The sequence below is a fragment of the Wolbachia endosymbiont of Drosophila mauritiana genome (assembly GCF_004795975.1).
Lineage (GTDB): Bacteria > Pseudomonadota > Alphaproteobacteria > Rickettsiales > Anaplasmataceae > Wolbachia.
In genome coordinates, this window is record NZ_CP034335.1 from 1,222,967 (window position 1) to 1,235,315 (window position 12,349).

10 protein-coding genes are annotated in these 12,349 nt (G+C 34.3%); 4 read left to right on the forward strand and 6 right to left on the reverse strand.

Annotated elements, in window-relative coordinates; all coding sequences use genetic code 11:
* Positions 1-61: 61 nt before the first annotated feature.
* From EJB00_RS05835 to EJB00_RS05845, 3 genes are all read right to left on the reverse strand, one after another.
* Positions 62-793, reverse strand: a complete 732-nt coding sequence (locus tag EJB00_RS05835) for a hypothetical protein (protein ID WP_225416271.1) — start codon at positions 791-793, stop codon at positions 62-64.
* A 57-nt stretch (positions 794-850) separates the two neighbouring features.
* Positions 851-2,113: a pyruvate dehydrogenase complex dihydrolipoamide acetyltransferase gene (locus EJB00_RS05840; protein ID WP_015588033.1), complete on the reverse strand. Its 1,263-nt coding sequence runs from the start codon at positions 2,111-2,113 to the stop codon at positions 851-853.
* 284 nt (positions 2,114-2,397) lie between these two features.
* Positions 2,398-2,892 (reverse strand): WBM0748 family T4SS-associated protein, encoded by a 495-nt coding sequence (locus EJB00_RS05845; protein ID WP_063630816.1) that lies wholly within the window; start codon positions 2,890-2,892, stop codon positions 2,398-2,400.
* Between the two features lie 236 nt (positions 2,893-3,128).
* On the opposite strand from EJB00_RS05845, the gene EJB00_RS05850 reads away from it, so the two are divergent.
* Positions 3,129-4,139, forward strand: coding sequence for a hypothetical protein (locus EJB00_RS05850; RefSeq protein WP_015588035.1), 1,011 nt, complete (start codon positions 3,129-3,131; stop codon positions 4,137-4,139).
* Positions 4,140-4,263: 124 nt separating this feature from the next.
* Here the strand turns inward: EJB00_RS05850 and ftsH are convergent, their stop codons facing one another.
* The 3 genes from ftsH to EJB00_RS05870 all read right to left on the reverse strand — a co-directional run bounded on the left by ftsH (position 4,264) and on the right by EJB00_RS05870 (position 8,226).
* Entirely contained in the window at positions 4,264-6,093 is a 1,830-nt protein-coding gene (gene ftsH / locus EJB00_RS05855; protein WP_015588036.1) for an ATP-dependent zinc metalloprotease FtsH, read from the reverse strand.
* A gap of 218 nt (positions 6,094-6,311) precedes the next feature.
* Positions 6,312-7,607 (reverse strand): tRNA lysidine(34) synthetase TilS, encoded by a 1,296-nt coding sequence (gene tilS, locus EJB00_RS05865; RefSeq protein ID WP_015588037.1) that lies wholly within the window; start codon positions 7,605-7,607, stop codon positions 6,312-6,314.
* 139 nt (positions 7,608-7,746) lie between these two features.
* Positions 7,747-8,226 (reverse strand): OmpA family protein, encoded by a 480-nt coding sequence (locus EJB00_RS05870; RefSeq protein WP_015588038.1) that lies wholly within the window; start codon positions 8,224-8,226, stop codon positions 7,747-7,749.
* Positions 8,227-8,500: 274 nt separating this feature from the next.
* Between EJB00_RS05870 and EJB00_RS05875 the strand changes: the two genes are divergently transcribed.
* The 3 genes from EJB00_RS05875 to mnmA all read left to right on the forward strand — a co-directional run bounded on the left by EJB00_RS05875 (position 8,501) and on the right by mnmA (position 12,344).
* On the forward strand, positions 8,501-9,919 hold the full coding sequence (locus EJB00_RS05875) for a gluzincin family metallopeptidase (protein WP_015588039.1): 1,419 nt from the start codon (positions 8,501-8,503) through the stop codon (positions 9,917-9,919).
* 20 nt (positions 9,920-9,939) lie between these two features.
* Positions 9,940-11,007, forward strand: coding sequence for a rod shape-determining protein (locus EJB00_RS05880; RefSeq protein ID WP_015588040.1), 1,068 nt, complete (start codon positions 9,940-9,942; stop codon positions 11,005-11,007).
* A gap of 224 nt (positions 11,008-11,231) precedes the next feature.
* Positions 11,232-12,344, forward strand: a complete 1,113-nt coding sequence (gene mnmA, locus EJB00_RS05885; RefSeq protein ID WP_135353048.1) for a tRNA 2-thiouridine(34) synthase MnmA — start codon at positions 11,232-11,234, stop codon at positions 12,342-12,344.
* Positions 12,345-12,349 lie beyond the last annotated feature (5 nt).

Here is a 12,349-nt window from a genome sequence, read left to right on the forward strand (position 1 = left end):
AAGCAATTGTTATTCAAAAAATCCAATAATGATTAGCCACGGAACCTATTTGCTAATTCTCTCACATTACCTTAGACATTTCTGATGTAGGCTCTTGTGTATATGAGACATCAGATTTAACGCCTTTTTTGTCATGACCTTTAGTAATAGAACATACTACAGTATCAGCCTTTACATGCTTAACACTTGGATCTGATTGAAACCCATGCTTTCTTTCCATTTGTGCTTCAAACTTACTGCTATCATGTGTAACCCTACACCTTTCTAGATTACGGTCACGTTTGTCAGGAGCTACATATCCATCTATATCACTACATAAGAACGGGCGCACTTTGAACCTGTCTGAACTAACACCATTTTCAACACTTGCAGAATTATGAGCTTTTCTATTATTGCGCATTTTATCTACAGCTTCCTTTATTTTTTCTTTTGATGGTTTTGGCAGCAGTGCTGGCTTATATGCACATGCTGGTAGTTCTGGAAATGAGTCTTCCTGAGACAGCAAATGACTTTGGTTTCTCTTACTATCTGATTCTTCAATATTCTTTATTGATGTCTTGAAAGAGTTTTCATTTTTCTTTCTTAGATCTAACTCATTTAATCCGCTTCCAACATTATTTTTTCTTGTTGTAGTGTGAATAACACCTGGAAGTTTCACTTCATACTTAAATTTTTTACCAATGGTATCTATTGACTCATTAGATGAGGAATCTATTTGAAACCTATCGTTTGAAAATTTTGATTTTGCAGCATTAAAAAATATACTACGTTTTTCTATCTTTTTATCAGTCATATTTTACCTCTAAACCTATCAATTAATAAAAGTATAAATTAAGAGGTATTAATTTTATTATAATAATAAAGGCTCAAGAAGCATCACCGTAGGGTTTTCTATATAGTACTTAAAGGCATTTAAAAATTTTGCTCCGAGTGCTCCATCAACTGCTCTGTGGTCAACAGAGAGAGTAACTGTCATTATCTCTGCTATCTCTATTTTTTCACCTATAACAACCGGCTGTTTTTTAGATTCACCAACAGCCATAATGCAAGATTGCGGTGGATTGATTATAGCGCTGAAAGTTTTTATACCAAACATGCCTAAGTTGGAGATAGTAAATCCTCCTCCTTGAAATTCTTCAGGCTTTAGTTTTCCAGATCTTGCCCTACTTACTAAATCTTTCACTTCTTTTGATATAGATAAAACACTTTTTTCATCAGCATTTTTTACTATAGGAGTAATCAGTCCATCCTCAAGCGCTACAGCAATTGAGATATCTATATTTGAGTATCTTACTATTTTAGTATCTATCCACGATGAGTTTATATCAGGAAATTTTTTCATGCTGAAAGCCACAGCTTTTATAATTAAGTCATTAATTGTTACTTTATTGTTTTCATTTGCTGAATTAACCTCATTTTTGAGCGATATTAGCTTATCAACGTGGCAGTCTACAGTTAAATAAAAGTGTGGAATATTTTGCTTAGATTCAACTAGGCGCTGCGCTATCACTTGGCGCATATTACTTACTTCAACTGTTGTATTTTCCTCAAATCTCTCATAGCTTTTAGTTTGATCTAAAAATTCTAATACATCAGCTTTGATGATACGACCATATGGACCTGTACCTTTTAATCGCTTTATATCAACACCTTCATTTTGAGCTATTTTTTTAGCTAAGGGGCTTACTTTTATTCTATTTTCTGTTGCTCTATCCTCTTTTTTAGATCCCAGTGTCACGCACTGGGATGACATTGAAGAGCTAGATGAAATCGAAGGGTTGGATGATACTGAAAAATCGGCTTCAACCTCCTTCTCAACCTTGGTATTGATGGCAGAAGCTAAATCAAGTGCGCTTTTATCTTCCCCTTCCTCTAACATTAGAGCTATCAGTTGATTTACAGGCACGCCACTTGTTCCTTCCGACACTAAAATTTTTGCCAAAACTCCTTCATCGACAGATTCAAACTCCATTATGGCTTTATCAGTCTCAATTTCAGCAATTACATCACCTATTTCAACTTTATCTTGTTCTTTCTTACACCACTTTACAATTTTTCCTCCAGTTTTACTCATTGTTGGGGAAAGAGCAGGCATCAATATTTCTATAGGCATTTATTCTGCATTAAAAGATCTATTTAATTTTTAATTTACTCTTTACCCTATGTCAATCTAATCGTAAATTATGATACTTATATCATCCTAGTACATGATGCTGGAATCTTGGTTGACTACTGTTATCCTACTATTTCTATTGCTTAGTCCTAGACAGAGTACAAATAGTAAGATCATCATGAAAATAGACGAATCTGTTATAATGGAAATAGAAAAATGTAGTGCTTACTATCCTCTCACAAGCATATAGCTTGGGTACAGAAAAAATTTATATGAGGAGCTGGTTAAATTGATAAAAGATCAGAATTAACAGTAGTTTCCGAATCTTCTGTAGCAGGCTCTTCATGTGAAGCAGAGGACAGACTAACTTCTTTATCCTCTGTTCTCTGTATAGAACTACCACAAAAACTCCTTAACATCTCTTCAGCAGATGAATTTAAAATTTGTATAATAGACTTTTCACTTTGTTCTTTCAGCGATTGATCCATTTTAGAAATCAACTCGGAAAATTCACTACCTTCTTTTCTAGCTTCACTTTCTATCTTATTTTTTATGCTTTCTATATTACTTTGGTTAATTTCTTCTTTCGTTATGTTAAATGAATTAGCAATACCTTGATACTTAATCTCACAATCGCCACAGCCAACTATGCAAAGAGCAATAGAATCGGATATTTCACCTGCAGCCGAATTATGGATAGTGTAAGCTAAGCAATTGTCATGATATTTAATGCCAAGCTGTTGCTCTATCAACTCAGAAATTTCATTTTTTAAAGACATAAAGTACCTCCTTCTTACATTACTGTACCTTCTGATTAAAGTACAACAGCTGCTCCTAAATAGCAATCCATATATGGTTTACTTTAATAAATTATTAAAGTAAGAAGCTTTTACATCCTAAAACATAACTTAGATAGGCCAATGTAAAAAAATTTTTAAACGAGAATTATTGTATATATATTACTTATTTGGTAGAATTATTTTGGCAAAATAGCATATAAAAGTTGAGGCTAATTATGAATATTAAAGAACGAAAGGATTTACAACAGGAGTTATTAGGAATTGTTTTCAATATACTCATAGAAAGTGAAGATAGCGCCATAGAAGCTATGGAAACAAGAGCAGTAGAGATAATTAAAAAAATAAAAGAACACATTAATGATGATATAGAACATGGTACAGGATTTGATAGTCAAAAAATGCCAATTTTAGACTGGATCGTTGCTTGTGATTCTCAGGATCATGTTAGACTAAACAACAAGTCGCTATTAAAATTTGAAAAGACAATTAAGGATGTTGGAGGAAGATCAAAGCGAAATTCAAGAGGTTATGTTGGCGGTGAAAGAGAGACATTTCTGAATTTTCACTTCTTTGAAAACGTGAATGAAAGAAGGGCAAGGAACTATGAGAGATTAGATCATGTTCTAAATCACCCTCAGAGAGTTCGCCTTAGCAACAGGGGTGAAAAGATAGTAAGGCAAAGAATGCAAGAGATACTAAATAACATCAGAGATCTTGATAGAGCAGCTGACAGAGAACTATTACTGAATCTCTCTGGAAACAGAAGTGAAAATACAAGAAGACCAGGAGAACAAATGCAGCCAAGTGAAGTATCACTAAATCTCTCCGAAAATAGGGATGAATATACAATAATGAGAGAACGAAGAAGAGCGGGAAGGCGAATGCAGCCAAATTTTGTTAGACGTGAAAGAGAAGTACCACTTAGTTCAAAAATAGGACAATTAATTGGTGTAGTTTCATCCATAATTGTAGGTGCTTTCATTGGTATAATGGTTGGTATGGTCATTGCTGGTTTATGTATTGAGCTTTGTGTGATCACCACTGCAGAACCGATTCTTCTCATCATGGGTGCTACTGCTGTTATAGGAGCTATTGTAGCAGGAACTGCTCCTGTATTAAAGCTAATAGAGATGTTTAAAGGTCAAGAACCTAATCTTTCTCCTAGTAGCGGTCTGGAAAGCTCTAATACTGAACATACTTATTTAAATAGGCAAAGAGTTATTTAGAAAAAAATTGAAGAAATGTTCAAGGAAGTTCATTGGTAAAATACAGAGGTTTAATTATAGCTTTGTAGTTTAGGTTCTTGGTTAAAGATTTTTATTTTAGCAGTTAAATCAAAGTCAGATCTAATTAGAGAGAGGATCTCCTTATCTCTTTTTTGCCTTCGTTTTCATTTCTGACAATTTTTTTTCCACTTAATATATCACTGATTTCATCGCCTGTTAAAGTTTCAAACTCCAGTAGATTTTCAGCAATTAGCTCCAAATCTTTCCTACACTTAGTCAAGATATGCTTTGCTTCTTCATAACATGAAGACACAACTTTCTTCACTTCTTCATCTATAAGTTTTAACGTATCTTCAGAAATTATCTCAGAACCATGCATAATTTGTTCGCAATTATGATAGATCGGACCTATTTTGTCGCTCATTCCCCATTTTGTCACCATAGCACGTGATAAATCTGATGCTAGTTTTATATCTGAAGATGCGCCGCTTGTGACTTTATCATAGCCAAAAATTAGCTCTTCTGCCACACGTCCACCCATTGCAACAGTTATATCTGCTAGCATCTTTTCTCTTGTGAGGGACACTCTATCTGTTTCTGGTAGTCTCATAACTAAACCGAGTGCTCTACCACGTGGAATAATTGTTGCTTTGTGTATAGGATCAGAAGCAGGCATATTCACTGCAACTACTGCATGACCAGCTTCATGGTAAGCAGTAAGCTTTTTTTCTTCTTCTGTAATGACTAAGGACCTTCTTTCCATGCCCATCATCACTTTATCACGTGCATACTCAAAATCATCCATGGTAACAATTTTCTTATTTCTTCTTGCAGCAATAAGCGCAGATTCATTCACTAAATTTGCTAGATCAGCTCCTGAAAAACCTGGCGTTCCCCTAGCAACTGTTTTTACGTTTACATCTGGTGCTATCGATATTTTCTTTATATGCGTATTTAATATTCTTTCACGCCCATTTATATCAGGTAAAGAAATAGTAATCTGTCGGTCAAAACGACCAGGTCTAAGTAGTGCTGGATCTAGGACGTCTGGACGGTTAGTTGCAGCAACTATTATCACACCTTCATTAGACTCGAAACCATCCATCTCAACCAGTAACTGGTTTAATGTTTGTTCCCTTTCGTCGTTACCGCCACCAAGACCAATACCGCGATGCCTACCTACTGCATCTATTTCGTCTATGAAAATTATACAAGGAGCATTTTTCTTGCCTTGATCAAACATATCCCGGACACGGCTTGCACCAACACCGACAAACATTTCAACGAAATCAGATCCAGAAATACTAAAAAACGGTACATTAGCTTCACCTGCAATTGCACGAGCAAGTAGAGTTTTACCAGTTCCAGGGGAACCAATTAAAAGACACCCTTTTGGTATCTTCCCACCTAACACTTGAAATTTTTGCCTTTGTTTAAGAAAATCAACAATTTCAACCAACTCTTCCTTTGCTTCATCAATCCCAGCAACATCATCAAATGTCACTTTTTTTCCAGTAGTCATAAGCCTAGCTTTTGATTTGCCAAAGCTTATAGTTCTATTACCTCCTGCTTGCGTTTGTTTAAAAAGGAAAAGTAATAAACCGATAAAGATAAGCGTCGGAACCCATTGAATAAGTAATCCACCAATTATACCTATTGCAGAGTCTCCAATTGAAAAGGAGAACTTCACTTTCCTATCATGCAAACTTTTTATTAAGTCACTATATATAACACCACTTGAGTTAAAGGCTGACCCATCCCTAAACTTCCCTTGGATGCTTTGGTTTCTTATTGTAATATTTTCTATATCATTATCTTCTAGTCTAGTTAAAAATTCTGAAAAAGGTATGGTTGTTTTACTCTTACCTATACTTCCGCTAAATTGAATATAAGCAACTGAAATAAGAACAATAATCACTAACCAGATCAATAAGCCTTCTAAAAATTTTTTCATTTATATTTCTAATTAAATACCAATCAAGCTTACCAAATTTTGTTTTATCGTGCTATTAATAATGCATCGAATCTTATCATCACCGTATTTTTCCGTTATAATTTACATCAGGATAAGCAACCACCTTTCCATTTTTCTCACTGTTGGAAAAGAGTAGTAAACTTTAGAAAAATAATTACAAATTTAAAAAATCTTGCCCCACTCATTGTAATCCTTAATTAAATATCAGTTAACTTTAGCAAATTTTCCTTTATTATACTGGCAATAAAATATTTAATCTCGTCATCACTAGTGCTCTTACTATTATGTTTCATACATGGATAAGCAAACATCTTTCCATCTTTTAGCACTACAGGTAAAGAGTAAAAAATTTCAGGGCAGCAGTTATAATCTTTTAGAAATTCAGGAATTTTTTGCGTTTTTTTTAGCGGAGCAATAGTTACTGAACACTTCTGATTGCTAAGTATTGTACAGCTAAATCTATTGTCCCATTCAATAGGGACATTTAATGTTAGGTGTACAGTAATTTCCTGTATCTTTGATGATTCTCTCATTATCAAGATGCTCTCTCCATATTTTCTTATTTTGCACCCAGAGAGTGTACAGTTAATATCACTATCTTTTTGCGATATTTTGTTAAATATTGTGATAAGGCTACGGTACCTTGGTTTATAGTGCTTGTTGACAATTGCCATTATAGAATAAAGAAGAAGCCTTAAAGCTATTTCCTCTGGCAGTTTATAAAGTTCATCTAATTTAATTTCAATATAACCAAGATCATGAATATTAACGCAGTCATTAAGTGCAAGGCGTGTGTAGTGCATCAACGCTTTTGCAGCTCTTTTCATATGAAGTGCTGTAAGGCATATTCGCTCTGTTAGAACATCTTGATTATCACTTGCTTTAAGTAAGTTACGGTATAAAGTTCGTCTGTATTTTAAGTCATAATTGCTTCTATCTTCGATCCATCTTAATTGGTGAAGTTTAGCATACTTTTCTATTTCACTACGACTAAAATTTAACAACGGCCTAAATACATAAATACCATTTAAGAAATACTTGTAGTCCATTGATGATAATCCATCTACTCCACTACCCCGCTCTAATCTCAACAAGAACGTTTCTGCTTGATCATTTTTGTGGTGAGCAACAAATAAATATTTAACATTATTATTTTTACACCATTTTGTTAATAAGTTATACCGTGCTTTTCGTGCCTGCAACTGAATATTGCCTTTAATATTTTTCTTCTCCCAATTTAATATGAACGATTCCTTTGCCCCAAGTTCTTTTGCATAGCTTACAGCAAAATCAGCTTCTTTTTGAGATTCTAAACGTAACCCATGATTTACTGTTAATGCTGTAGGAAGTGAAGGTTTATTTTTTTTTGCCCAATTAATCATTAAGTGCAATAAAACTACACTGTCTACACCACCTGATACTGCAATCGCAACTTGATTATCATGAAAAGCAAACTTATTAACTATATTTTGAAATGACAGCTCCAATCGCATTATGTTTCTTGACGGTTAGGTAGTTTATGTCTCTCTACATTATACCGCTACGGAACTTCAATACAAGCAAACTAACAATCTGTGCAAAGAATTTGTACACTGCATCATCCCAGTGCTCAGCACTGGGATGCGGAGGAGATTAACTTTTGATCCCAGAGAATGAAAATTCTACTCTACGATTTTTAGCATGCTCTCTCTCATACTTGGAATTTCTAGAATCATCTTTTACATTAACCAAAGGCTCAGTTTCACCTTTAGAAGCAGTTTTTATTCTATTTTCTAGATAAGGTGTACAGCTGACCATAAATTTTTTAGCTGCATCTGCTCTTCTAGCTCCTAGTGCAAGATTATATTCGTGAGAACCACGATTGTCAGCATGACCAGTTAAAGTGACCTTTGCGTCAGGATTATTTTGTAACACTTCCATCACGTCAAGTAATGCATCTGCACTCACTTCACTGATACTAGATTCATCATAACCAAAGAAAACTCTTTTATCACCTATCTGCTTAACAACAGCATTCATTTTATTTGTCGTATTTACTCCTTTTTTAGGGCAAGAACTTACACCAGTAAGCAGTAAACAAAAACAACACATTATAATCAGTCTACTCCACATCACTAAACCTCCATAAATTTAAAATATAGTGCGTAATTTTAATTTTAGTATTAATAATCACTCTATACTAGAATAGAGTCAAGGGAAATAAAATACTAAATGTTTTCTTTACAATCTTATAATTAACTTTCTGATAAGATGCTCAATTCTTAGCAATGAAGTACAATAAAAGAATAAAAGTACAATTTTTTATTGTACTTTAAGCAAATATACTTTTAACTTTATTATTAATCTATTACGATATTAAGTAGATGTTTCAAAGCAATGAATAAAAATGAGATCTTATAAGTTTTTAGAGGAAGTATTACATAAGGTAAGGAATATCGAAAACACACTAAAACTACTAAGCAAAAGCCAATTGAATCTAGAGGACAAAGTTGAACAAATGTGTCTTCTAGAGGAAATCAGACATGAAATTATCTCTCATGATGCAATAAAGGAATCATTAGCAAATGCTCTTAGGAATAAAAAGAGCGCGAATATTCAGCAGCTAAAGTTAATAGAGGGGATACACAAAAGCAGCAGTGCTATTCCTGTTGATTTAGTAAAATCTTTGTCCAAAGCTAAGATTGAATGCCAAAACTTATGGAGGCTAACTAATTCTGAAATTAGTAACTTAGAAAAGCTGAAAGAATGCTTTACTAACCTAATTAAGCTTACTCGTGAAGCAGCTTCTATAAAATCGCAGCAATTAAAGCGCTCAAACTATGAGTCATTGCTTGCTGACTATGACTCTAATATCACAGAAAAGAACATAAAGGAAATATTTCCTAAGCTAGGTAAATTTTTTAGTGAAAATGTAGAGAAAGTAACTCAAAAGCAGAAGAAGGATAAAGTTACTAATATACAAAAAGTTACGGTTCAGAGACAGATTGAACTTGGTTCCTTATTCTTACAGCAAATGAGTGTTACACCAAATGAGATTTCCATTTCTTATTACGATCCTATCGATTATGATGAATCTGACCTTTGTTATGGTTTATTTTTACTTTTACGGCATACTGGTTATGCAATTCATCAAAAATGTTTAGCGCAAAATTCTATAAAGAGCTCAATTACGAAACATATTATGTATGAAACTCAAGGGTTATTCATGGAAAGGATCATTGGAACATCCAGAGAATTTATTGAGTTCATTCAACCACACATAAAGGAGAAATTTTCTACAAAAGGCAAAATTAATAGTAGTGTTGAAAATTTGTATTTGATTTTCAATAAAGTAAATCTTTCATCTTTTTTGAAGAATGCGGATGAATTTAGTTTATTGGCTCACATTATGCTAAGAACTAAATTAGAACAAGATCTAATAAATGGTACGTTAGAAGTTAAAGATCTACACGATAAATGGTTGGAAGGTATGAAGCATTACAAGATTTCAGTAAAAGCTAAAAATGAGCTAGACACTTATTTTCAAGATGAGTATTGGATAAGTGGTGTTATAGGCTACTTTCCTATTAAAGTCATAGCATTAATCGCTGCTGTGCAGTTTTTTTCTTTCATTAAGAAAAATCATTACGAATTTTTAGATTCTATAGTAAAAGGAGATTTCAGTTTACTTATCGATTGGTTCTCTAAAAATGTATATAGTGCAAAGTATGGCTTTTTGGAACAGCTAAAAAAGGTAACAGGTAGGGATTTAGATATTGAGTGCTACACTAGTTACTTATCTGAAAAGTATAATTTGTCTCAATAAATGGTTTTCTTGAGTTGTGTATGAGTTTTGTTCAGAATTTAATCAGAAATTTTTTTACTTTCAAAGGTTTATTTGCTAGCGATATTGCTATAGATCTTGGTACTGCAAATACTTTAGTTTATCAGAAAAATCAGGGGATAGTGCTTGATGAACCCTCAGTTGTAGCAAGAGTAAAAGAAAAAGGAAGTTACGTTCCTTATGCTTTTGGCAAAAAAGCTAAGATGATGCTCGGAAAAACACCTGGAGAAATAGAAGCGATCAGGCCCTTGAAAGACGGAGTTATTGCTGATTTTAAAAGCGCGGAAGAAATGTTAAAATATTTCATACGTAGCGCAAACACAAGATTCACTGTTAATAAGCCTAGTATTATCATATGTGTTCCATCTGGATCTACCCCAGTTGAAAGGCGTGCTATACAAGATGCAGCAGAAAGTGCTGGTGCAAATGAAGTATTCTTAATTGAAGAACCAATGGCTGCAGCAATTGGGGCTGGACTTCCAGTTACCGAACCTGAAGGTTCTATGATTGTTGACATAGGAGGTGGTACAACTGAAGTTGCAATTATTTCTTTAGGTGGAATTGTTTATTCACGTTCTGCCAGAGTAGGTGGTGATATTATGGATGAGGCAATAAAGTCATACATTCGTGAAAATCATAAGTTATTGATTGGTGAAACAACTGCTGAAAAAATTAAGAAAAACGTCGGTTCAGCCAGTCTGCCAGTTGAAAACAACAAAGAGGGAATGATAATTAAAGGCAGGGATTTAGTGAGTGGTATGCCAAAAGAAATGTTTTTATCAGAATATCAAGTTGCAGAGAGCCTAATAGAGCCTATACATCAGATAATTTCTGCTATTAGAACTGCACTGGAGAGTACTCCACCCGAACTTTCTTCTGATATAGTTGATAGAGGAATAATTTTATCTGGTGGAGGTGGGTTATTGCGCAACTTGAGTAAAGTTATTAGTGAAACAACAAAATTACCAGTTCGTGTTGCAGATGATCCACTTTGTTGTGTCGCCCTGGGTAGCGGAAAAGTACTTGAAAACATGGACTATTTTGGCCATGTTTTATTCAAGCAAGATTAAATTGTTTTTGAAGGCAGTTTATCGAATTGTTTTGATGGAATTATGTAATATAAATGAGATCCCAGCGTCACACACCAAGTAATTTAAAGGCAACTTCCAGCAGGAAATGTCATCCCAGCGCTTGACACTGGAACTTGACTACAAATAAGTATGCTGTTTCGATGAAATTGTGTAATAGAAACTGGATTCCAGTGCTTGACACCAGGTTTGTGTTTATAAATTATATGCTAAAAGAATTTGAAATTGAACCTTTATTAAAAGATAAAGCTCCGCATCAAACTAAGGCTATTGTTGCAATGTCCGGGGGAGTTGATAGCTCCGTTGCTGCAGCACTGCTGTATAACCTTGGGTACGAAGTGATAGGTGTGACTCTTCAGCTATATGGCACTGATGGCAATGCTAATGCAAGAAAAGGTGCATGCTGCGCTGGACAAGATATTTATGACGCCAAACGCGTAGCTGAAAGTGTTGGCTTTCCTCATTATATTTTAAATTACGAAGAAACATTTAAAAAAGAAGTAATAGAAGATTTTGCGAATACTTACATGCGTGGGGAAACCCCCATACCATGTGTAAGATGTAACCAAACAGTAAAATTCCGTGATCTATTGCAAGTCACAAAAAATCTTGGTGCGGATGTGCTCGTAACAGGACATTACGTAAGAAGATTAGAAGAAAATGGTGAGGTAAAGTTGTGCAGAAGTATTGATAAAAGTAAAGATCAAAGTTATTTTTTGTTTGCTACAACTGAGGAGCAGTTAAAGCTTTTGCGATTTCCACTAGGTGGATTCTATAAAAGTGATATAAGAAAATTAGCAAAATATTTTAGCTTACAAATCTCTGAAAAGCCAGATAGTCAAGATATATGCTTTGTTTCCGAAAGCTATAGTAAAACAATAGCTAAATTAGCTCCACAATCTGTACAGAAAGGTAAAATAGTAGATATTCATGGAAAAGTGCTAGGTGAGCACAGCGGCATAGTAAATTTTACAGTGGGGCAGAGAAAAGGTCTCTGCATTGCACAAAGTGAACCTCTTTATGTAGTAAGAATTCATACAGAAAATAATGAAGTTGTAGTAGGCCCGATCAATACTCTAATGCAAAAAAAGATATTGGTCAAAGAGTTAAATTGGTTAGAACAACCAAAAGAAGGCATGGAAGTAACTGTGAAGCTCAGGTCATCACATGCAGGAAGCTTAGCGACAATATATTCAACTGACGAAAAGAACAAAGCCTGTATTATTTTAAACGATGATTACTTTGGCATCAGCCCTGGTCAAGCTTGTGTAGCATATAAGGGCGAACAAGTTATCGGTGGAGGGTGGATATGCTCTTAACTTGG

Bases quoted from the DNA above. Each gene is read 5' to 3' on its own strand.
- EJB00_RS05850 (WP_015588035.1), top strand. From the start codon at position 3,129: ATGAATATTAAAGAACGAAAGGATTTACAACAGGAGTTATTAGGAATT.
- EJB00_RS05880 (WP_015588040.1), top strand. From the start codon at position 9,940: ATGAGTTTTGTTCAGAATTTAATCAGAAATTTTTTTACTTTCAAAGGT.
- mnmA (WP_135353048.1), top strand. From the start codon at position 11,232: ATGCTAAAAGAATTTGAAATTGAACCTTTATTAAAAGATAAAGCTCCG.
- EJB00_RS05875 (WP_015588039.1), top strand. From the start codon at position 8,501: ATGAGATCTTATAAGTTTTTAGAGGAAGTATTACATAAGGTAAGGAAT.
- ftsH (WP_015588036.1), bottom strand. From the start codon at position 6,093: ATGAAAAAATTTTTAGAAGGCTTATTGATCTGGTTAGTGATTATTGTT.
- EJB00_RS05845 (WP_063630816.1), bottom strand. From the start codon at position 2,892: ATGTCTTTAAAAAATGAAATTTCTGAGTTGATAGAGCAACAGCTTGGC.
- EJB00_RS05840 (WP_015588033.1), bottom strand. From the start codon at position 2,113: ATGCCTATAGAAATATTGATGCCTGCTCTTTCCCCAACAATGAGTAAA.
- EJB00_RS05870 (WP_015588038.1), bottom strand. From the start codon at position 8,226: ATGTGGAGTAGACTGATTATAATGTGTTGTTTTTGTTTACTGCTTACT.
- tilS (WP_015588037.1), bottom strand. From the start codon at position 7,607: ATGCGATTGGAGCTGTCATTTCAAAATATAGTTAATAAGTTTGCTTTT.
- EJB00_RS05835 (WP_225416271.1), bottom strand. From the start codon at position 793: ATGACTGATAAAAAGATAGAAAAACGTAGTATATTTTTTAATGCTGCA.